The sequence below is a fragment of the Streptococcus pluranimalium genome, assembly GCF_047785705.1.
In the GTDB taxonomy this organism is placed as follows: domain Bacteria; phylum Bacillota; class Bacilli; order Lactobacillales; family Streptococcaceae; genus Streptococcus; species Streptococcus pluranimalium_A.
In genome coordinates this window covers 20089-42005 of the sequence record NZ_JBLOJV010000015.1, presented here as the reverse complement: position 1 = coordinate 42005, position 21917 = coordinate 20089, and the positions used below count along the sequence as shown (strand labels likewise).

The window sequence follows — 21917 nt, the reverse complement described above, 5'->3', positions numbered from 1 at the left end:
GTTATTGGGCGATTACCACGAAGGACTTTCACCTCAGATGTACAACATGCCCGTCGTACTAGAAAAAGGTTCCAGAGTCAACAGGACTTTGGAGCCTTTTTCAATATACTTTGTTATTGGGCGCTTACGTATGATTTAAGAAATGATTAAAAACTATTTTTGCGAATCTTCTTTTTCAAAAGTTGTATCACTAATAGCTTTAAAAACTTAAAAACAAAAATTATTATCACTTAAAAAATCACAAAATATATGCTTTATAAATTAGTTTAAGGACAATATTGCTAAAAGATTCCAAAATAAGTACTTAATAAGTCTATTATACTTTAGCTCTTTTATTAGCCACTTTTTATCATCTGATTTATAATCGTTTTACTTTGTACCAATCTCTCAATACAATCTATACATTATTTATTCACTGTAATCAATTGATATATTCTATTTCCATCTTTATCAGCATAAATTTTTTTAAAGTTAGAGCTTACTTGATTGGACAATTCTCGATTTGTTATTATAAAATCACCACCTATTTTTTTAAAATCATCCAAGTTTAAATTAACCTCTAAAACATCAGGAGCTTCTCCAACTGACATCTCAGTCTCAGAATTTATCAATAACATATGCATGTGAGAATACCTATTCCAGGAATTTTCCATCTTATTTTCAGGGTCTAATTTAGACATCAATTTTATATCTGGATAAAATCTAACACTATTTATTGTTTTAGCACCAAACATTTGAGGATAGTTATATAGATTATTTTCAGCTAGCCATAAAGCATTCTTGTCTTTTTTTACTAGGACTTGTATTTTTTGAGATAACTTTTTATTTGTGATAACACCTAATCCTTTAACAAGTGGATTAACAGCAGCACCACTAAACAAAATTATTGGTAACAGTAAGAGTGTCAATAGCTTTCTAAAATTAAAAATGGTGGTTATAAATATAATTAAATAAACCAAAGATATGGCCAATAAATATTTTTTTCCTAAGAAACTTAAGTAATCTGAAGTTTGAATGGTCAGCATCAATAATCCAGCAGTAATAATGATTCCTATAAAAAGTAAAGATGCTTTTTTGTTTCTTGTTAGAAAAATTATGTCCCAAATATAAGAGATAAACCATAATGACAAAAATACACCAATAACTGACAATGTTTGCCATGATCGGCTTGAAGTAACAAAACTAAATAAACTTAATTTGGAAAATACCTCTGGTATTCCAATAAAAGTGTAAAATAACAAAAACAGGCTAAAACCAGTTAAAAAAAGTGGAAAAATATTATTTTTGATATCTTTTCTTTTAAGAACAAAAGGTAATGTCAGTAAAATGTATGGTAATAATGAAACTGAGTTTGAAGCTTCAACTTGATTAATATGGGTTGGAATTTTAAATGGCAATAAAATTGTCATAAATATATCAGAGATACGAGACCAAGAAAGCTCCCCACCTACCGATATCCTTTGTCCAGGGTAAACAGTTGATAGAATTAATTGCAAATCTTCTTTACTTCTCATTAAGGTAAATAAGATAATTGATACAGACCAAAAGAGTGTTAATGGGATAATGAAATAATCTACTTTATTAAATCCGTTTTCTCGTTTTTTATTTATTAATTCAATCAGTACAAATAATAATATGACATAGGCAAAAGGGACTTGAAAAGCGGGATATATCACTAAGATAAATCCAATAATAGAGCTACCAATTAAGAATGAAAATAATAACTTATTGAGCAATTTTTTTTGTCTAAGATATTGATAGACTCCGACCATAAGCGCCAGTGAAAAGAAGATAATATCTCCCAAATGTTGCATAAACCACCATTGAATTGATGGTGTAAATGTAATCCAAAAGGATCCTATTATCGAAAGCAATTTATTCTTTTTCGTTAAAATCATACTAAATTCAAACGAAAGAAGAAACAGACCGATCAATTTCAAACTCCAGTACCATGAAAGTCCTCTGGATGGCCCGAGAAATAAAAAGCCCCAGTTAAATGGTTTTCCTATAACCGATATATCAAAAACGGGTGCATTATAAGCTAAAACCATATTTTGTCCAGATAAACCATATAATTTATTATTAAATTGATTACCTGTATTTGCTTGTGAAATAAAAAATGGTGTTTGGACTAGCCATTCATCCGTTCTAATCATTCTAGGAACACCAATTAAAGTTCCATCTGATCTTTGAGGAATAGTAATCCAATTTTCAAATTCTTTTACTAAATCAATCGTTTCTGAATTTGAAAATTGATTGATAGTTTTTGAAGCTTTTCCTGATGAAAGTTCCTTTACTCCAAAATTATTCCAATTTGAAATTGAACTACCGTGTAATTCAAAACTGATGCTAGAGATAAATAATATGGCTGCAATAATAAATCTAAATTTTATTACAAAATCAAGCCCGTTTCCAATAATAAAACGCAACTTTTTAACCATTTTTTCGATTTCTTTCAACATAATCATAGATTTTTAATTCATATTGCATGCGATTTTGGCGAACGATTGTGTCTAAAATAAATCCTGCTACAAATGCTAAAGAAGATAAAATCATTAGACCAGTTGCTAAGATGGCAGAAGGCATTTTTTGAATCAATCCTGTTTGGGCATATTCACTAATAACTGGAATGCCCACTAGCAATCCCAAAATGAATAATACAGCACTCACTAAACTGAAAAATAAGAGTGGTTTGTAATCTTTAAAGAGATTAAAAATCATTTTTAATACTTTAAAACCATCAGAAAAGGTATTTAATTTTGATTCGCTACCTTCTGGACGATCTTGATAAGTAATCGGAACTTCTACTAATTTAAAACGTTTATCTAATGAATGAATAGAGAGTTCTGTTTCGACTTCGAAACCTGGAGATAAAACTGGAAAAGTCTTGACAAAAAGGCGATTAAATCCTCGATACCCTGTCATGATATCTTCATAATGTCCTTTATAGAGATAATTAATAAGATTTTTGACTAAGCTATTCCCAAATCCATGAAAACCACGCTTATTTTCTTTTGCATAAGTTCCATTTGACAAGCGGTCTCCGATAGTCATATCTGCCATACCTGTACGTAATGGCTCCAATAGCTTTTCAACTTCGTTTGCTGGATATGTATCATCCGCGTCCACCATAATGTAATAATCCGCATCAATTTCACGGAACATTGAACGAACAACATTACCTTTTCCTTGACGTGGTTCAAAACGTACAATAGCACCTGCTTGAAGAGCTAATTCATTAGTTTTATCCTTGGAATTATTATCATAAACGTAAATATCTGCTTGTGGTAGATAGTGCTTAAAATCAGAAATAACTTTTTGAATAGTCATTTCTTCGTTATAAGCAGGTAGTAGTACAGCAATTTTTTCTGTCATTATGTATCTCCTATTATAAAAAAGTTAAGATTCTCTTGAATATAGCCCTTACCAAGACTAATATCATACTGAAGCAACTCTAAGTCTCTTTTAGCTTCTTGTGAATCTTTATTAGAATCGTATTGATTTGCTGACACCTCCTTCAACATATCTGTTAACAATGCGTAATAAGGAGTTACCTTAGAGTTAGTATGTTCATACAGTGCAGCAATAAAATCACTTGAATTTAGATATGGATAATCTAATTTTTGATTATCATGGTTTGACCATATAAAATAGTCTGTCTCAAACTGACTGTTTGGATGATATTTAAAGGCTTTATCTGGATATAAACCAGGTAAATGATCACCATAAAAAATGACGGTAACATCATTTTCTAATTGACTTAAAGCATCTATAAAATCTTTTGTAGCATTATCTGTATATGTCAATAATCTGGAATATTCAATAAGCAGTTCATTTTAACTGTCTGAGAAATTCTCTCCAGAAGCAATAACATCACTTGGTTCTCCCACTAACCAGGGCGAATGATTTTGCATGGTAATAACAGAAAAAAATTGGGATTTATCATCTGCTATTCTTTCTAAGATGTTATTATAGACGGTTTCATCACTCATACTCACACCTACAAATTTAGGGTTTGTTAAAGTCTCAGAAGAACCCTCTAAAAATATCTGTTTACTAAAGTCAAGGGTTCGATAGATGGAATGACGACTATAATTTCCTGCACTTGATGGATGAATGACTATACGATTTTCTGAATTAAATTGGGAACTGATGGAAGGAAACACTCTCATCTTAGGAACAACTTCTGTGTATAATGTTGAGACGGATGGACTATAGTGATGGTAAGGAAGCCCTGTTAGAGATTGAAATTCTAAGTTGGCTGTTCCTCCTCCGTAAAACTTTGTCCTCATTGTTCCACTGGTTGTCTGAGCTTTTATTTGATCAATATGAGGAAGTACATCTCGAGACAAATGAACACCATCAAGTCTTGACGGATTTGATAACGTCTCACTTAAAATAAATATGACTGTCTGATCATTGATGTTCTTTGAGCGATTTTGATTGATTTGCTTTGCTAACTCAGAATACTTCAAAGCTATTTGTTTGGTGCTTTCTGAACTATAACCCTCTGGTTTTTCCATAATAGACTTAGTCATTTGTTTTGTCCATACATAGCTTACTGATTTGAGTTGTGCATTAGCTTTGAACCCCATCCAAGCAATATCATTCCAGTTATTTAACGTCGAAATAATCGGAATCCCTGGTGAAATTTCTTTAGCTTTTTCCTTAGAGAATACATAAAAATTAGCTGACATCAAGGTTAGCAAGCAAAGTGAACCCAAAATTCTCCATCTCAGATGAACGATAGGCTTATTTTGAAAATAAGATCTGAGATAAAGGTAACTAATAATATAAGTTATCATAATCGCAAATATAACTAGTACTATTTCTGGACTTGTAAAACTTATGAGCGTACTAAGTTCTTTGAGCCAAATAAGATCTGTTATTAAAATTGGCTCACTGCGCATTGCGAATTTGATATGATTTGCCATAACCATGATACTAGAAATCGCACACAATAATAGGGTCGTTTGAACAAAGCGATTGACTATAAAATAAATGAATTGAAAAATCGTAAAAAAGAATAATAGTTGATAGAGTGTTACTGCCGGAAAGATAAATTTTTCAAAAAGATTGATATCACCTCGAACAGTAAATTGCATACCAAAATTTAACAGCAATGAAAGCATTAAAGAAGTCATAACCGTTAAATAAAAGTCAGCTTTTTTGTGAACTAAAGCTTTCATGGCTTTGTCTGCCATAAAAAGAAGGATGGCAAACAATGTTTGAGTGATTAAGACATTTTGTAACAAGATAAGCACATAGCTTTTTATATCCCTTATTTCCAAAAAAGGTTCTAAACTAAATGCTAAAGCTTCTGTTAATTGACTATCTAATAACACAATTAAAAGTAAAACAACAAGATACTCATTATTACTATCTAAACAGATAATCTCAATTCTTGGATTTCTTTCTTTAACTTTTTTTCGTACTAAAGCTATTAAATAGACTAGCGCAATGACACTAAAGGCTACCAAAATCCCTCTCCATTCAAAAAAATGATTCTTGAAAATGGATTCAGGATAAAATTTAGGATTATTGATATTTCTAGTCCATTTTAAGAAATAAGATAATATCCAGTAAATGACTATTCCTAAATCTAAGTTAAGATAAAAAGATGTTGTAAAACTAAATGATATGAACCATGCTAAAAAGATAATGCTAAAAAGATAATGCTAAATGGTACTAACAATAATAGCTTTGAAAATAATGTCAATTCTTCAGTAAGTGGAGTTGCTGCTAGAAGCTGAAAATTCCAAACCGCTATTGTAATACCAGTAATGGCGATGAAAAGAACAAATTCTTTGCGTAATCTAAAAGCCTTAACTTTCGAAAATAACTTCAATTTAGATCAACTTCTCCTTCAACCTTTTTAAAATATACTTTATTGCTCTAAGTTGAACGACAAAAAGATACTTCATTGCTCCTTTGATACCACCTAAATAATTGAAATCAACGTATGGATAAGATGATGTACCTAATCGTTCATTTAATAATTTGTTATCAATAAAAGGGGTTAACTCGCTTGAGTTTTTTGAGATTCGAAAATCGTAACCTTTATCCCAAGCAATATAAATCAGCAATCGTTCAATGGCATGAAGGATTGAGTTCTGCGGTAGAGGCTCTGCTGGGACAGAACTCTCGTCGAGATTTAAGTCAAACAATGATTGTAAAGCATCATATTTAAACCAAACAAAAGTACCATAAGACATCACAAAGGTATGAAAAGCATTGAAATCAATGGTTTTTTGCATTCCCATCTCTTTCCATAAATCATTCATTACTGGAGCAATACGATGTTCATTATAAGGATTAACAATTTTATTATAGCGGAAAAATGTTGGAATATCTGCTATGACTAACCCTAACTCTGGATCCTCTTCTAATTGAGATAAAATCTTATTCGCAGGTATAATCATCATCTCGATCAGTTCTTTTCGCCAAGATTCTCCCGCCCAAAAACTAGCTTCTTTAGATTTTTTAGTATGGAAATGACCCACATAGTCATATTTGGCTAGTTCAGTTTTTAATGTTAACATTGGAAGGATATCACGACCAATATTTCCAGTAATGACTATTTTAGCCTCCTGATTATTTTCCTCTAAAATATCTCGAATAAGACCTTCTTTTTCTTCGTTATCTGTTGTGATAAACAAATCATAAACAAAATGAAAACTTTTAAATGCTTCTAAAAATGTCTCAAGCAAGTCAACGTAAAAAACATGTAGATGAACAGCAGTTTTTTTACTAATAAACCTCCAAGTGCTTGTTTCTTTAAGATACTTACGCCCCAGCAAATATGTTAAATCGGGATAATGAATTTTTGACATATGCGATACAATTAATTCAACGGGATACTGGCTTGTTTTTTCAATTTCCGCCAATAAATAGGGCGTAATATGTTGATTAGCGTTAATGGCCTTAACTTTAATAAAGGGGACTTTGTGTTGAAGAATGGCAGTCGGATGGTAATATGAAAAGTCCGCATGAGGTAATTGATCTACCTCTTCTTTAGTCGTATCAAAAACAGCCTTGTATTTAAAACCTGCATCCGTTAAATAGCTTGTCGCACGAGTTTCATAGTCAGTGATGACATCTTGTACATTTTGGTGATTTTTAACTTTTTTCCAAAATGTTTCAAAAACATCACTTAAAATAACTGCTTTATGAAAAACCATGAAATAACTCTGCAAATGTTCGGGAAATCCCAATGAATGAGTTGTTTTTTGAGCTATACGATGATTGGTCATCCCCCAGAAATCAACTGTTTGATCAGATTCAAACTTGAGGTAATAATCTTTCAAATCCCAAAGAGGACCAAAGCACGTATCGTTCATCACTGTTATGGAATCGTATGTTTTTAACTGTTCAAATCCAATTTCTAACATACCGTCACGCCATGCTGCAAAGTCAAAACCACTATTTTCACGTTGGCAAAACGTATCAATAAGTCTTTCATTTTTTAAATCATTGACTAATTCATCATTCAATGGACTGTTTGAAATAAAAAGTATCGTCGAAAATAAAGATCGTATCTGTTTTAATTGGTAACGAACATGTGAACTTAATGATTGATGCTGATTAAAATGCACATATAGAAGTAAACGTTTCATTTTTTTCTCCTAAAGAAATTAATTATTTTTGTGGGAATTGACCATCTTTTTGAAAAAATGACACTATGATACTTTTGTGTAACCTCGTCTATCAAGGTTCTTTGTTCATTATTTTTAGCGGTTAATCGTTTTTTCTCAACTAAGAGTTCCCTATATTTTGTCTCTAAAGCGCTAAGATCACGAGCTAATTTTTTGCCGATATAATTTGAAGAATAAATATTACTAACATCACTACTGGTGTATTTCAGAATGAACGCTTTACCATAAATCGATTCAGGCAATTCAAATAACATTTGAGGATCTGAGTCCGGGAAAATGTACGAATCTTCTAATACAATTGCATTTGTCAGGCTAGGCATTATCTGAGTCCCCGTCTCCTTTGAGATCAGAGCAATCGAATCATAAAAACTAGTACATTCTGACATATCAATACGAATCTGTTCACAATTATCTGGGATAATAATGTCAAGTTCATCTTTAGCATGCAAAGGGTATTGTTTTATCCTATCTTGATTAAAACCAGAATGATCTTCATCAAAATAAATTGTTATTTTTTCTTTTCGGATTTGTTGCAAATAGCTAACTATTTTGTCTGATTTTATATCACTAATTTCTTTATTTAACCTGTAAATTCTGTGCTCTTGCTTGGCATCATGCTCCATCAATATTTTTGCAATTTTTTTCATGTCTTGATGAGGGTATTTATCGACATACTCTAATTGAGTTGATAAAAGACCATTGATTCTTTTGATCATCTTTTCTTCAGAATCAGGACGAGAATCTGAGTTTGAGGTCAGGCGGTAAGCCACACAAGGAGAATCAATAAAAGCGAGATCTGTTTTTTGAAAGAATTCCAATTGCATTGGAAAGCCATCGTCAACAGAAAAAGGATCGATGACATTATTTACCGCTTGCATCAGTTTTGTATCAACAAGCCAGGAAGAGGTTAAAGTCATTCCTTTGGTAGCAATCATTTTTTCATAAGTATTGGCATAGGCAATCGTGCCATGACGGAAAACATCCTCAGCGATAGTATTGTCATTTTTGTCTACAATATTAAAGCTAGTATTACACCACAAAAATGATGGTTTTTTTTCCAATACATCAAATTGTTTTTGTAGTTTATTAAGATCAATCCAATAATCATCAGCGTCACATCTAGCAATATATTTTCCTTTTGCTTCTTTACAAATGTCAATCCATGTTTGTGTCAAACCTTTGTTTTTATCATTAAAAAAAAGTCGAATTAGGTTTGGATATTGTTGTTGATAGGTTTTTAAAATATCTCTCGAAGAATCCGTTGAACAATCATCAACGACAATGATTTCAAATGTGAAATTAGTTTTTTGATTAATGATACTATCTAAAGCCTTAGTGATATACTGTTCGTAATTATAACTAGTACAAATAACGCTGATTTGAATATTTTCCATAACAAATGTACCTTTATCAATTAATTTGAAATCATTTTCCATGAACCATTACGCTGAATAATACCGGATGCTGAGTCTAAAGCTGATAAATCATCGCGTAAAATATCATCACGATTGAGTATAATAATTGGGGAATTTTCAGCATTTGCATAAGCGTACATCTCTTTTGATTTACCTAAAACAGTAACTTGAAGCTGTAAATTCATATCATTCACCTGATCAAGTGAACAACTATACTGAAATGTTTTATGTCCTGATGTAGTCGTCATTAAATCATAAGTATTGTCATTGTATATCCAAATATTACGATCAATATCTGTTAACGAAAACACAACGTAAGTCTCAACATTTTGTAGGACGTCATAAGAAACCTCAAATGTCACTTTCTCTCTAGGTGTTGTATTTGAAGGTGATAACAGTTTTACGTTTAAATGATTAACGACAAGTTTTTCATTTCTCGTGTTTTTTAGTTCCGTATTTTCTTGTTGATAAGATTCTGAAACAGTATTATCGACACTATACTGATTCGCAACATCATTAGGATTTCCGTAAGCTTTAACCAATCCATTTTCAATTAAAAGCGCTTTATTACAATATTTTTTAACAGCCCCCATATCATGGGTCACTAAAATGGTTGTTTTTCCACTCGTTTGACGCTCTAAAAAGTAATCATTACATTTTCGTTGAAAAGCTTCATCACCAACTGCAAGAACTTCATCAAGTATTAAGATATCACCTTGAGCTTTAATGGCAACTGAAAAAGCAAGACGTACTTGCATACCACTAGAATAATTTTTCAGTTTTTGGTTCATAAAGTCTTTTAACTCAGCAAATTCGACAATATCGTCATACATATTGTCAATCTCTTCGGTTGTAAAACCAAGCATGGCTCCATTAAGATAGACATTTTCTTTACCAGTCAGCTCAGGATTAAATCCAACTCCCAGTTCAATAAAGGAGACCATCTTGCCATTAACTGTCACGCTTCCTTTTTCAGGGGTATAAATTTGAGAAATAATTTTTAGAAGCGTTGATTTTCCAGAACCATTTCGACCAACAATGCCAAAGAAATCACCTTCTTCTACTTCAAAATCAATATCTCGAAGCACTTGTTGCTCTTTATAGCCTTTGATACCTCGGAAACGATTGACAAGGGTCGTTCTTAAACTTTGTGTGCTCTCTGTTGGTAGCTTAAAGGACTTACTTACGTGTTTAACTTTTACAGCAATAGTTTTATTTGACATTATAGAATCTCCGCAAAACGATTGGCATTTTTTCTAAATACTCCTAGTCCAATAAAAAAGACAATAATAGGTAAGAGATAAGGAATCATAGCAATCCACTTATGACCAATCAAATCCCAGCCTCTTAAACTTCCAGAATAAACGATAAAATGTCTTAAATCCTGAATAATCTGGGCTAAAGGATTTAGCATCATGATTTTGGCAATTTTATCTTGACCTCTTTGTAAAATAAACGTTAATGAATAAATAATTGGCGTCGCATACATACCAGCTTGTATTAACACTTCCCAAATAGGACCAATATCTCTAAACTTGACAAAAAGAGACGATAACATAAGAGAAATTCCAACCGATAGTAACAATAATTCAACAAATAATGGAAGGACAACCAACAATCCAAGTGAAGGTTGCAAACCATTAATCAACCCAAAGATAAAAACCACTAGAAGATTAATCGCATAATTAATAGCCGCTCCAATAACTGATGAAAACACAATGATCTCTTTTGAAAAATTCAATTTTCGTAACAGATCACCTCGAGCAACTATCGACATCATCCCCATGGAAGTTGCCTCTGTAAAGAAGCTCCATGTAACCATACCAAGTAGTAAACCTACCGCGTAATGCGGTGTCCCATCGTCAAATCGTAAAAATCTTACAAACACAAGGTACATAATGGTAAATAGCATCATTGGCTTTAAGATTGACCACAAGTGCCCTATCAAACTGCCTTGATACCTTAATTTAAAGTCTGTTTTGACCATTTCGCGTAATAAAATGCGATTTTTTTTATCAAAATAATTCATTTTTTCTCCAATTTTATTGATAACCTAACTTCGTCACTAGCAACGCTCTAAACACAAGGGTATGAAAGTGTCGGTTTTTTTTGAAATCATACTGTTTCATCAGTCGCAAACGCTCTATCATCGGTTGATCCGTTAAACTGACATAGGTTTCCACCAAATCTCTGGACTTTTCAGATAAACCAAGTGCTAGCAGTTGCTCTGCTTGCTTTTGACTTGAGGTAATGAGCCACCAATATTTAGCCATGAGTTGAGAAGGTTTGAGCCAGTTTTTTAGGCGCTTAGACCAAGTCCTAGCTCCTAGAACATTAGCTTGGTGTTGTCTATACAGCTGCGTTGGTTGATCGATATAGACTAATTTACCAAAGGCTGCTGCCAGCAAGGCTAAGTACCAGTCATGCATGATAAGATTATCATAGGTTTGCCAGTAATCTGCTAGGGCTTTATTGATCATCATCGTCCCACCGGTCACTGTATTTTCGGTCAATTCTTGGACTAACTCAGTATTGGCATGATGTGATTGGGATTTGATCATGCTTTTTTGAAGCATCTTGAGATTTTGATTAACCACTGTGACATCGGTATAAACCAGCATCGGACCGTCATAGCCGACTTCATGAGCTTTTGTTAAGGTAATCGCCAACTTTTCAGGTAGCCAGACATCATCTTGGTCACTAAAAAAATAATAATCCGCTTCAGCAAACTTAACCAGATGGTAAAAGCTCTTAATAACGCCGTAGTTTTCGTCTTGCCCATCATTAATCAATCGAATCCTAGAATCCTCTTTGGCAAAGGCTCTGATGATAGCTCTAGTCTCGTCCGTAGACCCATCATCACGAATCAATAGTGTCCAGTCTTTGAAAGTCTGATTCTGAATGCTTTTGATTTGCTCAGCAAGATACCGCTCCCCGTTATAGGTAGACATGACAATATTAACCTTCATTTAGCAACATTTCCTCGTATTCTGCCACAATTTTTGGCCAAGTATAGTTAGCCTTGATATGAGACTTGGCTTCATCTCCCAAATGCCTAAAGTCGCCAGCATCCACAGAATCAATAAGTTCTTGCAAACACCCTTCTTCTTTTGACCAATACAAAGCTGTTTCCTGGGCTACTTTTCGATTAAAGTCAACGCCAAGGACTAGATTGACTGCTGTATGCGCCAAGGCCTCTAATAAACCAGGGTTAGTCCCTCCCACTTCGTGACCATGCAGATAAGCATAGGCAGACTCGCGGATATAGGTTAGCAAGTCCTTATCGTACACTGTCCCTACAAAATGGATACGAGGGTCTGATTGGAAGCCGGTTTGTTTAGCCAGTTCTTCAAAATAAGCATTGCCAGCATGATTACAAATAATCAACAATTTCTTGGTCGTCTGACTCTTTTGAAACTCTCTCAGCATAATGTCATAGTTATTTTCAGGGACAAAACGCCCGACAATCAAGTAATAATCCTGCTCCACCGTATGCCATTTGTCAAAGAAAGCTCTTACCTGTTGCTCCTGAGGTGTCAAAGGAGATGAGGCAGTCGCTGTCCCATAAGCGATAAAACACGTCTGACTCCATGGGTAAGCTTTTTGGAGATAGGCTTCTATCCCCTCATTGTCTGCGACGATGAGATCCGCAAAGCGGGTCATTGTTTTTTCTGATTGCTTGAGGTAGGCTTGGACAGGCTTAGACCACTTGGTACGACGCCACTCCAAACCATCAGGATTGACCAGTAACAGTCCTCCTACTGCCTTAATCTGACTAGCAAAAAGCGACATAAAAAGGCCAATCGTATTGCCAAGAATATAGATAACTGGTCGCTTCAAGTCATGCTTTTTAATATAGGACAAGGCGTAATGAATAGCCATCATATCATAAGCAATCACCCGAGCTGGTCCAAGTTTTGGGGGATTAACCGTGAAACAATCAGCTCCACGAAAATCAAAGTGTTGCCCTGTCTTGTCATCGCTCAAGCATGCAACATGGTATTTGAGCTGATGGCTCACCTGATGACTCACCAAGGCTTCAACGAAGGTTTCAAAGCCACCATATTGGGCGGGCAAGCCTCTACTACCTATTATAAAAACATGGCGCATAAAAACTCCATTCTATCGGATACAATCATAATCTATTATACCATAACTTAGCATCCTGCGGTATTTAAAAATCTCTCTTGGAGGGCTTTCCAAAAGAGATGATGTGATGGTTATTTTGTTGTTTGCTTATAAAATGCTTCAAGGGCATCCTGCCACTTGGGAATCACAAAGCCTGTTGCTTTTGCTTTTGCTAAGCTCATTGTGGAATTAAGTGGGCGTTTGGCTTTAGCCGGAAAAGCAGAGGAATCCACAGGGACAAGATCAACATCACTATCTTTTAAAATCTCAAGTGCAAAGTCATACCAAGTCGTATCCTGATCGGCATCATTTGACAAATGGTAATAACCAAAGGCTTGGTTGGTAGCCACCAAGTAGGTCATAAATTCAGCCAAGGTACGTGTCCACGTTGGGCGACCATGCTGGTCATTAACAACACTCAAACGAGGATGCTTTTTAGCTAATTCTTGCATGGTAAAGACAAAATTTTTACCATAATGGCCAAATACCCATGCCGTACGAATGATATAGAACTCTTTAGCATAGCGCTCAACAGCCTCTTCACCAAGACGCTTGGTACGACCGTATTCTGTCTTAGGGTCAGGCTGATCTGACTCAAGCCATTCTTGCCCTACCGGTTTTTCACCATCAAAAACATAGTCTGTTGAGATGTAAACCAAGGTAGCACCATGCTTTGCGGCTGCTTTAGCGATAATCTCTGTCCCAGTAACATTGATAGCGTAGTTGAGCTCTTTTCCTTCATCCTCTGCAGCATCAACCGCTGTATAAGCCGCACAGTGGTAAACCAGGCTAGGCTTCACTTGCTCAAAAACCTCAGCAACCTTTGCTTCGTCTGTAATATCCATCTCTGCAACATCAACCGCAACATAGGCTTCCTTACGTTCATCTAATAAATAACGCAGCTCAGTTCCTAATTGCCCATTAGCACCCGTCACTAATATCATACCTTATCTCCTTGAAAGTTTTCTTCTAAAGAAAGTATACCAAAAAAAGGGCTGTATTTCACCCTTTTTCTTTAATAATATAAACAGGACGTTTTTTAGTCTCTAAGAAAATTTTAGCAATGTATTTTCCAATGACACCAAGGGCCAATAATTGAATCCCTCCAATGAATAAGATAATGGTTACAAGACTTGCCCAGCCAGCAACAGGATCGCCAAGAAGTAATTTTTTGACAATGACAAATACAATACCTAAAACAGAGACCATAAATGAGCCTGCTCCAGCCCATAAAGCCAGATTTAAAGGCGCTTCTGAAAAGTTGATAAAGCCATCCATAGAGTACTTCAACAAACTCCAAAAGGACCAAGACGTCTCTCCTGCAACCCTTTCTCTGTTATCAAAAGACAGGTAGGTGACCTCATACCCAACCCAAGAAAAGAGCCCCTTAGAAAAACGATTGACCTCGCCTAATTCTAAAACGCTGTCGACAACTTGTCTGGTCATCAAGCGAAAATCTCTAGCACCATCAACCATCTCAGTACTTGAAATCCGGTTAATCAACCAATAAAAAGATCTGGCAAAAAAAGATCTCAAAGCTGGCTCACCTTGACGATTCGCACGACGTGTCCCAACGACATCAAATCCTTCTTGGATTTTCGCGTACATGTCAATCAGTAATTCTGGTGGGTCTTGCAAATCAGCGTCCATCACTGTGATATAATCCCCTCTAGCCGCTTCCAATCCTGCCAACAAAGCCGCTTCTTTCCCAAAATTGCGAGACAGTGATAAGTAATGAATATTGGCAAAACGTTTTGAGACCTGTCTCAGTATTTTTAAAGTCTTATCCTTAGAGCCATCATTGACAAAAATGTAGTCAAAAAGGAGCTGACTAGACAGTCTTTTCTCTACTTGTTGCGTTGCTTCCAAGAAGGGTAAAATCGTTTCCTCTTCATTATGGCATGGAATGATTAAACTTAATGTTTTCATAGGTTTCTTTCTCTTAGCGAACACCGAGTGCTATTCGTGCATAACGACTCAAGCGTTCTACCGACCAGGCTGGTGTCCAAACCAGACGAACTTTTGCTGCTGTCACTTCAGGGACGGTTTTAACAACGTCGTAAATCTGATCGGTGATCAAGTCTGCCAATGGGCATCCCATGGTCGTCAAAGTCATATCAATCTGTGTCTTACCATCCTGCTCAAAGTGGATTTCATAGATCAAACCGAGATTGATAATGTCAATCCCCAATTCAGGATCAATCACTTCTTCCAAAGCTTTTAGGATACGTTTTTTGATATCAGCAATAGCTTCTTCAGTATAGGGAGTTGTATCTGACATGATTTTCCTTTCAAAGTAGCTTATTGGGAATTAAGACAGTTAAAAATGTCTACTCAACTACGCTAGCTCTCATTTCTAGCAGAACGCCCAGAGCAGACTATTTTTAGACTGGCCTGGTCCTTATTTTTGGTAGAGCACCTAAAACAGTCTATTCCTAGACTGTTTTAGTCCTCCATAAAGTCTTTTAGTTGTTTGCTACGACTTGGGTGGCGGAGTTTGCGGAGGGCTTTGGCTTCAATCTGACGAATACGCTCACGTGTCACGTTAAAGACCTTGCCGACATCTTCTAGGGTGCGCATCTTTCCATCATCAAGCCCAAAGCGTAGGCGTAGGACATTTTCCTCACGATCTGTTAGGGTATCAAGAACCTCATCTAACTGCTCGCGTAGAACCACTCGAGTCGTGTAGTCAACAGGATTTTCAATCACTTCATCCTCAATAAAATCACCTAGATGACTGTCATCTTCTTCACCAATTGGTGTCTCAAGAGACACTGGCTCTTGAGCGATCTTCAGTATTTCACGCACTTTGTCAGGAGTCATGTCCATACGCTCTGCAATTTGCTCTGGCGTTGGGTCTTGCCCTAATTCTTGCAAGAGATTACGCTGTTCACGAACTAGCTTGTTAATGGTTTCAACCATATGAACTGGAATACGAATGGTCCTAGCCTGGTCAGCAATCGCACGTGTGATTGCTTGACGAATCCACCAAGTAGCGTAGGTCGAAAACTTGAAGCCTTTCGAATAGTCGAATTTATCCACAGCCTTCATCAGCCCCATATTACCCTCTTGGATTAGGTCCAAAAATTGCATCCCTCGACCCACATAGCGCTTAGCAATCGACACAACCAACCGTAAGTTTGCTTCCGCTAGACGTTGTTTGGCTTGCAGGTCACCATTTTCAACGGCGATAGCTAGTTCTTTTTCTTCGTCATTGGTTAGTAAGGCAACAACACCAATCTCTTTGAGATACATCCGGACAGGATCGTTGACCTTGGCTGAATTACTCCCAAGAAGTTCCTCATCAGTTAACTCTTCAGGCTTTGGGGCTTCTACCACATATTTGGTTGATGGATTGTTATCCTTATCGGTAATCGAAATACCACCATCTGTCAGGCGCTCCAATAAATCGTCAATTTGATCGGCATCTAAGCCAAAAGGGATAACCAATTTTTCGGTCACTTCAGTGTCAATCGCTGTCCCAGCTTGCTTATGGTGACGGATAAAATCTGCAACCTGAACGTTAAATGTAACCATGTCATTAGTGTTTTTTGCCATAATTCCCTCTATTCTAAACCTTTTTTTTGTGCAATAAGTTGTTGTAAAGCTTCAAGTGCCAACTCTTGATCGCCTTTGTTGCTAATATCTTTAATCAGTTGACTTTGTTTTCGCATCTCTTGTTGAGCTAATAAACGGTCACGATGCCTTTCCAAATCAGCGATTTCATGATGACCAATCTCTTCTGGAAGTTGCTCTTCCAAAACTTGATAATAGGCTTGCTGAACATTGTCTGGCTGAGCCGATAGCTCAAAGGGTGTTAATTCGCCATGAGCCAATAACAAGCTGTAGAGCGCATCAAGTTCTGGTGTGCTAAAGTGGAAATCTTGCCTTAGTTTAAAGTCATTTAAGACAAGAGGATGAAACAGCATCCGATGAAAGAGATGATTTTCTGTTTTTTTGAGAGCAGAGACTTGCTTGACAATGGGCATGTCAATGTAAACGGGCTCACGAACCTGACCTTGTGCCATCGTTTGTCGCATAGACAGACGCACATTATTAACAGACTGCTCTACTTGCTGGTAATCAAAATCAGGCATCAAATCAGCGACTTTATTGATATAAGTATTCTGCGCTGTTATGGACGGCTCTTTGGCAATAATGCTTGTTATCTTTTCAACATAAGCAATCTGATTTTGAAGGTTATCACTATTTTCAGGGAGCAAGTAACTTATCCAAAATTCCGCTTGGCTGATCCGAGACGTCTCTAACAAGGTAGCTAAGGCCTCTTCAGAAGTAGCCTTCAAGTAATCATCTGGATCCATGCCTTGAGGAATAGTGACTACATCCACCGAAAAAGAGGCTAAGAGGTCTAAAGACTTAGCAATGGCATGTTGTCCCGCAGCATCCCCGTCATAGGTTAAGACCACTTTGTTAGTCAGTTGACTCAGATGAGTAACATGTTCCTTGGTCAATGCGGTTCCCATAGAGGCTACGGCATTGACGATGCCCGCTTGATAAGCAGCAATGACATCCATAAACCCTTCCATAAGATAGACTTCCCGCTTTTTGGCGATGACAGGTTTTGCCTGATCCAGATGGTAAAGCTCATAGGATTTGTTAAAAATAGGCGTCGACCGCGTGTTTTTATACTTGGCCTGCTGCTTTTGAGAATCGTTTTTCGTCCATACTCGCCCAGAAAAGCCCACAACCTTCCCCTGTTCATTGGTCAGGGGAAACATAATCCGATTTTGGAAAGCATCATAGATACGATTCGTTGTTTCAGAGAAATGGAACAAGCCAGAATTTAGAATGGTCTCTTCATCGTAGTGATTCTCATATTTATTCGATAAATATTGGTAAAAATAATCAGATTCTTCAGGTGACAAACCAATATTAAAGTGCTTGATCAACTCATCCGTAAGCCCTCTATCATACAAGTACTGCCGCGCGGCCTCTCCTTGCTTAGTTGTCATTAAAACAGCCTGAAAAAAGGTATTGGCATCTGCGTTGATCTGAAATAACTTATCATGAGGGTGCGTTGATTTTTGGTGATTATTTGTCGTCACCTCAATCGCCATACCTAAGCGTTCTGCTAAGACTGCTGCCGCCTCTTTAAATGGAATTTGCCGATACTCTTCAAGAAACTTAAAAACGTCACCCGATTTTCCACAACCGAAGCAATGGTAAAATTGCTTGTCTTCGATAACGTTGAATGATGGCGTTTTTTCCTTATGAAAGGGACATAGACCCAGATGATTCTGCCCTGCTTTTGAGAGCGCAACAACCTCTCCAATAACATCTACAATATTGGTTTCTTGCTTGATTTGAGCAATGCTTGCCTTATCCAAAATCATGACATCACCTCCACAAAAAACCAATTTTGCCTTAACTGACATTATAACATTATCACTAGCAGGTGTAAAACAAAACAATCAAATCTTTTGCCAGCGATTTAGCTTTGATGTATAATACCCTCTAGTTAAAGAAAGGATTTATTATGATTAAAGAATTAAAAGCCTTTTTATTTAAAGGGAATATTGTTGATTTGGCTGTGGCTGTTATTTTTGGATCGGCATTTGGAGCCATCATCACCTCATTAGTTGAAGATATTATCACACCTCTACTGTTGAACCCTGTGTTAAAGGCCGTTCATGCAGAACGCATTGCTGAGCTACGATGGAATGGGGTTGCCTATGGTAATTTCCTAAGTGCTGTACTTAACTTCTTAATTGTGGGGACAATTCTTTTCTTTGTTGTCAAAGCAGCAAAACAAGTTATTCCCAACAATGACGATGCCAAAGAACCCACTCTCACCAAAGAAGAAAAACTGCTTACAGAAATTCGTGACCTTTTAGCGAAGAAATAATCTCAAAACCATTTTAAATCACAGATCGCCATCTGTGGTTTTTTTTCACAAAATCAAACAATATATCCGAATCAGCTACACCTGTTTCCCAAAAACTGTTGACTCAAAATACTTCCATAGTCTAACTCAAAAATACGGAATACCTTTTCAAGATCGCAACACAAGAGCCTTGCCCTCTTAGAATGAGGAACAAGACCCTTACTTAAATTTTTATTATTTTTGGTCCACTTGACAAGGAGCAGTTCAAAACTCTAATCACCTAGAAAAACAAGATTGCTTTTAATAATAGTGAAGAAGTCCTCGTTTGAAGCAATAAGATGAAAAATCAAATAATTTATCACGAAAGAGATTTGATAACGTTCAAAATAGCTTCACTTTCTGTCCAGTGCAAATAATGATGACCTCCAGTCAGATATAGGTGGCATTTACCTTCTTGATTGTGATACTCTGATGCCTCATATTCATTTTTTCGAAAAGCTTGGCTAAAGATAAAGCTAGGAATATCTTTTGAAATACTAGGTAGGCTAGCTAGGTTACTCTCACTCAAATTTGGAAAGACAGCAAAATCAGAGTCATCAATAGTGGATAAACGCTTCTCAGTTTTCTCAAAAGCAGCTCAAAGAGCCTTGTTTTCTTTGTCATTCAATCCTTGACGTGAGATTTCTTGTAAATAGTTTTCAACACCCATGTCAGAAATAGTTTGGCTTACTCGTCCAAATTCTTCAGGATAATCAACGACTCCCGTCAAAATGGCTACTGTGGAAGGCTCAATTCCTATAAATCCTTTGCATCCTAATCGCTCAGTCATTAATCTAAGTCCCAGGATATCAGCAATACTATGAGCAATCAAAATATAATTCCCAATCGGAAAACTACCAACACCACTGAGAAAAATAAGCGTTGGATTTCCTTTTCGGTAGTGAATGGATAATTCACCAATGGTTGTTTGTAGCTTTCTCTTCGTAAGAGTCATCATTTCCAATATTATTTCAACTTATTTCTTGTCATCATCCATTGAAAGCACACTCAAGAATGCTTCTTGTGGGACTTCTACCGAACCAATGGATTTCATACGTTTTTTACCAGCTTTTTGTTTTTCAAGCAGCTTACGTTTACGCGAAACGTCACCACCATAACATTTCGCCAAAACGTTTTTACGAAGAGCCTTGATATCCGTACGTGCCACAATTTTTTGACCAATAGCAGCTTGGATAGGCACTTCAAACTGCTGACGAGGAATGATGATTTTTAATTTATCCACAATAAATTTCCCGCGTTCATAGGCAAACTCTTTGTGAACAATAAAGCTGAGCGCATCAACTTTATCGCCATTTAGTAGAATATCCATTTTAACTAACTGTGATTGACGATAGGCTGAGATGTCATAGTCAAAACTAGCATAACCGCGCGTTGACGATTTGAGTTTATCAAAGAAATCAAAAACAATTTCTGCTAGTGGAATTTGATAAATAACATTAACACGATTATCATCAATATACTCCATGGTTTCAAAGTCACCACGTTTACGCTGGGCCAATTCCATCACAGCACCAACATACTCTTGTGGTACCATAATTTGTGCCTTGACATAAGGTTCTTCAATCGTAGCAATACGAGTTGGTTCCGGAAACTCTGACGGGTTAGAAACTTCTAGAATATCGCCATCTGTGGTATTGACATGATAGACCACTGACGGTGCGGTCATGATTAAGTCAATGTTAAATTCACGCTCCAAGCGCTCTTGAATCACATCCATATGAAGAAGCCCCAGGAAACCACACCTAAAACCAAAGCCTAAGGCTTGAGAGGTTTCAGGTTCGAATTGAAGACTGGCATCATTGAGCTGTAATTTTTCTAAAGCATCTCTTAAGTCGTTGTATTTATTAGATTCTATTGGGTAAAGACCGGCAAAGACCATTGGGTTCATCTGCTTATAACCAGCAAGCGGTTGACTGGCTGGATGATGTGCCAAGGTTATGGTATCACCTACGCGAGTATCTGCAACCGTCTTGATAGAAGCTGCGATGTAGCCAACATCACCAGTCGCCAAGAAATCGCGTCCAACAGCCTTGGGAGTAAAGATACCGACCTCAGTCACATCAAAGGTCTTACCATTGGACATGAGTTTAATGGTATCGCCAGGCTTGACGATGCCATTGGCCACACGAACCTGAAGGATAACACCACGGTAGGCATCATAGACAGAGTCAAAAATCAAAGCTTGTAAAGGCGCATCCACATCACCACTAGGAGCTGGGACTTTTGCAACGATCTGCTCTAAAATCTCCTCAATCCCGATACCAGCTTTGGCAGAGGCTAAAACAGCATCTGACGCATCCAGTCCAATAACATCTTCTACTTCTGCACGGACACGTTCAGGATCTGCTGCTGGCAAGTCGATTTTATTGATGACAGGCATGATTTCCAAGTCATTATCCAAAGCGAGATAGACATTGGCAAGTGTTTGCGCCTCGATACCTTGAGCCGCATCAACAACCAAGATAGCTCCCTCACAAGCCGCTAAAGACCGTGACACCTCATAGGTAAAGTCAACGTGTCCTGGAGTATCAATCAAGTGAAAAATATAGGTCTCACCATCTCTAGCAGTGTAATTAAGCTCAATCGCATTGAGCTTGATGGTAATGCCCCTTTCACGCTCCAAATCCATGCTATCAAGCAACTGAGCCTGCATATCACGACTAGCAACCGTCTCTGTCTTTTCTAAAATACGGTCAGCCAATGTCGACTTTCCATGGTCAATATGAGCAATAATGGAGAAATTACGAATCTTCTCCTGGCGTTTCTTTAAGTCTTCGCTATTCATTTTGTTTGTCCTATGTCATTTAATCGTTA

At 36.6% G+C, this 21917-nt stretch carries 17 protein-coding genes and 1 pseudogene; 1 reads left to right on the top strand and 17 read right to left on the bottom strand.

All coding sequences use genetic code 11. The annotated features are described in order from the left end of the window. Nucleotides 1–404 precede the first annotated feature (404 nt). The 15 genes and pseudogenes from ACMZ6Z_RS05355 to dnaG form a co-directional block, all read right to left on the bottom strand. The gene (locus ACMZ6Z_RS05355) at nucleotides 405–2462 is read right to left on the bottom strand and encodes a hypothetical protein (protein ID WP_416131576.1); all 2058 of its coding nucleotides are present in this window, start codon (nucleotides 2460–2462) and stop codon (nucleotides 405–407) included. Then, nucleotides 2434–3375 carry a glycosyltransferase family 2 protein gene (locus tag ACMZ6Z_RS05350; RefSeq protein WP_416131575.1) on the bottom strand — a complete coding sequence of 314 codons (942 nt, stop codon included), beginning with the start codon at nucleotides 3373–3375 and terminating at the stop codon, nucleotides 2434–2436. The genes ACMZ6Z_RS05355 and ACMZ6Z_RS05350 overlap by 29 nt, the downstream gene beginning before the upstream one ends. Continuing rightward, nucleotides 3375–4910 (bottom strand): annotated as a pseudogene (locus tag ACMZ6Z_RS05345) (LTA synthase family protein). Before ACMZ6Z_RS05345 ends, ACMZ6Z_RS05350 begins: the two are co-directional and overlap by 1 nt. Before the next feature lie 740 nt (nucleotides 4911–5650). After that, nucleotides 5651–5848, bottom strand: a complete 198-nt coding sequence (locus ACMZ6Z_RS05340) for a hypothetical protein (protein ID WP_416131574.1) — start codon at nucleotides 5846–5848, stop codon at nucleotides 5651–5653. Nucleotide 5849: 1 nt separating this feature from the next. After that, complete coding sequence (locus ACMZ6Z_RS05335; protein ID WP_416131573.1) at nucleotides 5850–7616, bottom strand: rhamnan synthesis F family protein; 1767 nt, start codon at nucleotides 7614–7616, stop codon at nucleotides 5850–5852. After that, nucleotides 7613–9049 carry a glycosyltransferase gene (locus ACMZ6Z_RS05330; RefSeq protein WP_416131572.1) on the bottom strand — a complete coding sequence of 479 codons (1437 nt, stop codon included), beginning with the start codon at nucleotides 9047–9049 and terminating at the stop codon, nucleotides 7613–7615. Before ACMZ6Z_RS05330 ends, ACMZ6Z_RS05335 begins: the two co-directional genes overlap by 4 nt. A 20-nt stretch (nucleotides 9050–9069) precedes the next feature. Next, nucleotides 9070–10293 carry an ABC transporter ATP-binding protein gene (locus tag ACMZ6Z_RS05325; RefSeq protein WP_416131571.1) on the bottom strand — a complete coding sequence of 408 codons (1224 nt, stop codon included), beginning with the start codon at nucleotides 10291–10293 and terminating at the stop codon, nucleotides 9070–9072. Next, entirely contained in the window at nucleotides 10293–11099 is an 807-nt protein-coding gene (locus ACMZ6Z_RS05320; RefSeq protein WP_416131570.1) for an ABC transporter permease, read from the bottom strand. Before ACMZ6Z_RS05320 ends, ACMZ6Z_RS05325 begins: the two co-directional genes overlap by 1 nt. 13 nt (nucleotides 11100–11112) lie before the next feature. Further along, entirely contained in the window at nucleotides 11113–12039 is a 927-nt protein-coding gene (locus ACMZ6Z_RS05315) for a glycosyltransferase family 2 protein (RefSeq protein WP_416131569.1), read from the bottom strand. Continuing rightward, on the bottom strand, nucleotides 12029–13180 hold the full coding sequence (cps2T, locus tag ACMZ6Z_RS05310; protein WP_416131568.1) for a beta 1-4 rhamnosyltransferase Cps2T: 1152 nt from the start codon (nucleotides 13178–13180) through the stop codon (nucleotides 12029–12031). The genes ACMZ6Z_RS05315 and cps2T overlap by 11 nt, the downstream gene beginning before the upstream one ends. Nucleotides 13181–13290: 110 nt before the next feature. After that, nucleotides 13291–14142: a dTDP-4-dehydrorhamnose reductase gene (gene rfbD, locus ACMZ6Z_RS05305; protein WP_416131567.1), complete on the bottom strand. Its 852-nt coding sequence runs from the start codon at nucleotides 14140–14142 to the stop codon at nucleotides 13291–13293. Nucleotides 14143–14200: 58 nt separating this feature from the next. Next, nucleotides 14201–15127 (bottom strand): glycosyltransferase family 2 protein, encoded by a 927-nt coding sequence (locus ACMZ6Z_RS05300; RefSeq protein ID WP_416131566.1) that lies wholly within the window; start codon nucleotides 15125–15127, stop codon nucleotides 14201–14203. A gap of 13 nt (nucleotides 15128–15140) precedes the next feature. After that, nucleotides 15141–15479 carry a metal-sulfur cluster assembly factor gene (locus tag ACMZ6Z_RS05295; RefSeq protein ID WP_416131565.1) on the bottom strand — a complete coding sequence of 113 codons (339 nt, stop codon included), beginning with the start codon at nucleotides 15477–15479 and terminating at the stop codon, nucleotides 15141–15143. 164 nt (nucleotides 15480–15643) lie between these two features. Further along, nucleotides 15644–16756 (bottom strand): RNA polymerase sigma factor RpoD, encoded by a 1113-nt coding sequence (gene rpoD, locus ACMZ6Z_RS05290; protein ID WP_416131564.1) that lies wholly within the window; start codon nucleotides 16754–16756, stop codon nucleotides 15644–15646. A gap of 8 nt (nucleotides 16757–16764) precedes the next feature. Continuing rightward, nucleotides 16765–18552, bottom strand: a complete 1788-nt coding sequence (gene dnaG, locus ACMZ6Z_RS05285) for a DNA primase (RefSeq protein WP_416131577.1) — start codon at nucleotides 18550–18552, stop codon at nucleotides 16765–16767. Between the two features lie 143 nt (nucleotides 18553–18695). Here dnaG and mscL point away from each other — a divergent pair, with 143 nt between their 5' ends. Further along, nucleotides 18696–19064, top strand: a complete 369-nt coding sequence (gene mscL, locus ACMZ6Z_RS05280) for a large conductance mechanosensitive channel protein MscL (RefSeq protein WP_416131563.1) — start codon at nucleotides 18696–18698, stop codon at nucleotides 19062–19064. Between the two features lie 616 nt (nucleotides 19065–19680). On the opposite strand, the gene ACMZ6Z_RS05275 is transcribed toward mscL, so the two are convergent. Beyond that, on the bottom strand, nucleotides 19681–20037 hold the full coding sequence (locus ACMZ6Z_RS05275) for a hypothetical protein (protein ID WP_416131562.1): 357 nt from the start codon (nucleotides 20035–20037) through the stop codon (nucleotides 19681–19683). A gap of 21 nt (nucleotides 20038–20058) precedes the next feature. After that, nucleotides 20059–21888, bottom strand: coding sequence for a translation elongation factor 4 (gene lepA / locus ACMZ6Z_RS05270; RefSeq protein WP_416131561.1), 1830 nt, complete (start codon nucleotides 21886–21888; stop codon nucleotides 20059–20061). Nucleotides 21889–21917 lie beyond the last annotated feature (29 nt).

What these genes read in the sequence shown, in the direction of transcription:
- ACMZ6Z_RS05355 (WP_416131576.1), bottom strand. Translation starts at nt 2,462, where the DNA reads ATGTTGAAAGAAATCGAAAAAATGGTTAAAAAGTTGCGTTTTATTATT.
- ACMZ6Z_RS05350 (WP_416131575.1), bottom strand. Translation starts at nt 3,375, where the DNA reads ATGACAGAAAAAATTGCTGTACTACTACCTGCTTATAACGAAGAAATG.
- ACMZ6Z_RS05335 (WP_416131573.1), bottom strand. Translation starts at nt 7,616, where the DNA reads ATGAAACGTTTACTTCTATATGTGCATTTTAATCAGCATCAATCATTA.
- ACMZ6Z_RS05330 (WP_416131572.1), bottom strand. Translation starts at nt 9,049, where the DNA reads ATGGAAAATATTCAAATCAGCGTTATTTGTACTAGTTATAATTACGAA.
- ACMZ6Z_RS05325 (WP_416131571.1), bottom strand. Translation starts at nt 10,293, where the DNA reads ATGTCAAATAAAACTATTGCTGTAAAAGTTAAACACGTAAGTAAGTCC.
- ACMZ6Z_RS05320 (WP_416131570.1), bottom strand. Translation starts at nt 11,099, where the DNA reads ATGAATTATTTTGATAAAAAAAATCGCATTTTATTACGCGAAATGGTC.
- ACMZ6Z_RS05315 (WP_416131569.1), bottom strand. Translation starts at nt 12,039, where the DNA reads ATGAAGGTTAATATTGTCATGTCTACCTATAACGGGGAGCGGTATCTT.
- cps2T (WP_416131568.1), bottom strand. Translation starts at nt 13,180, where the DNA reads ATGCGCCATGTTTTTATAATAGGTAGTAGAGGCTTGCCCGCCCAATAT.
- rfbD (WP_416131567.1), bottom strand. Translation starts at nt 14,142, where the DNA reads ATGATATTAGTGACGGGTGCTAATGGGCAATTAGGAACTGAGCTGCGT.
- ACMZ6Z_RS05300 (WP_416131566.1), bottom strand. Translation starts at nt 15,127, where the DNA reads ATGAAAACATTAAGTTTAATCATTCCATGCCATAATGAAGAGGAAACG.
- ACMZ6Z_RS05295 (WP_416131565.1), bottom strand. Translation starts at nt 15,479, where the DNA reads ATGTCAGATACAACTCCCTATACTGAAGAAGCTATTGCTGATATCAAA.
- rpoD (WP_416131564.1), bottom strand. Translation starts at nt 16,756, where the DNA reads ATGGCAAAAAACACTAATGACATGGTTACATTTAACGTTCAGGTTGCA.
- dnaG (WP_416131577.1), bottom strand. Translation starts at nt 18,552, where the DNA reads ATGATTTTGGATAAGGCAAGCATTGCTCAAATCAAGCAAGAAACCAAT.
- mscL (WP_416131563.1), top strand. Translation starts at nt 18,696, where the DNA reads ATGATTAAAGAATTAAAAGCCTTTTTATTTAAAGGGAATATTGTTGAT.
- ACMZ6Z_RS05275 (WP_416131562.1), bottom strand. Translation starts at nt 20,037, where the DNA reads ATGACTCTTACGAAGAGAAAGCTACAAACAACCATTGGTGAATTATCC.
- lepA (WP_416131561.1), bottom strand. Translation starts at nt 21,888, where the DNA reads ATGAATAGCGAAGACTTAAAGAAACGCCAGGAGAAGATTCGTAATTTC.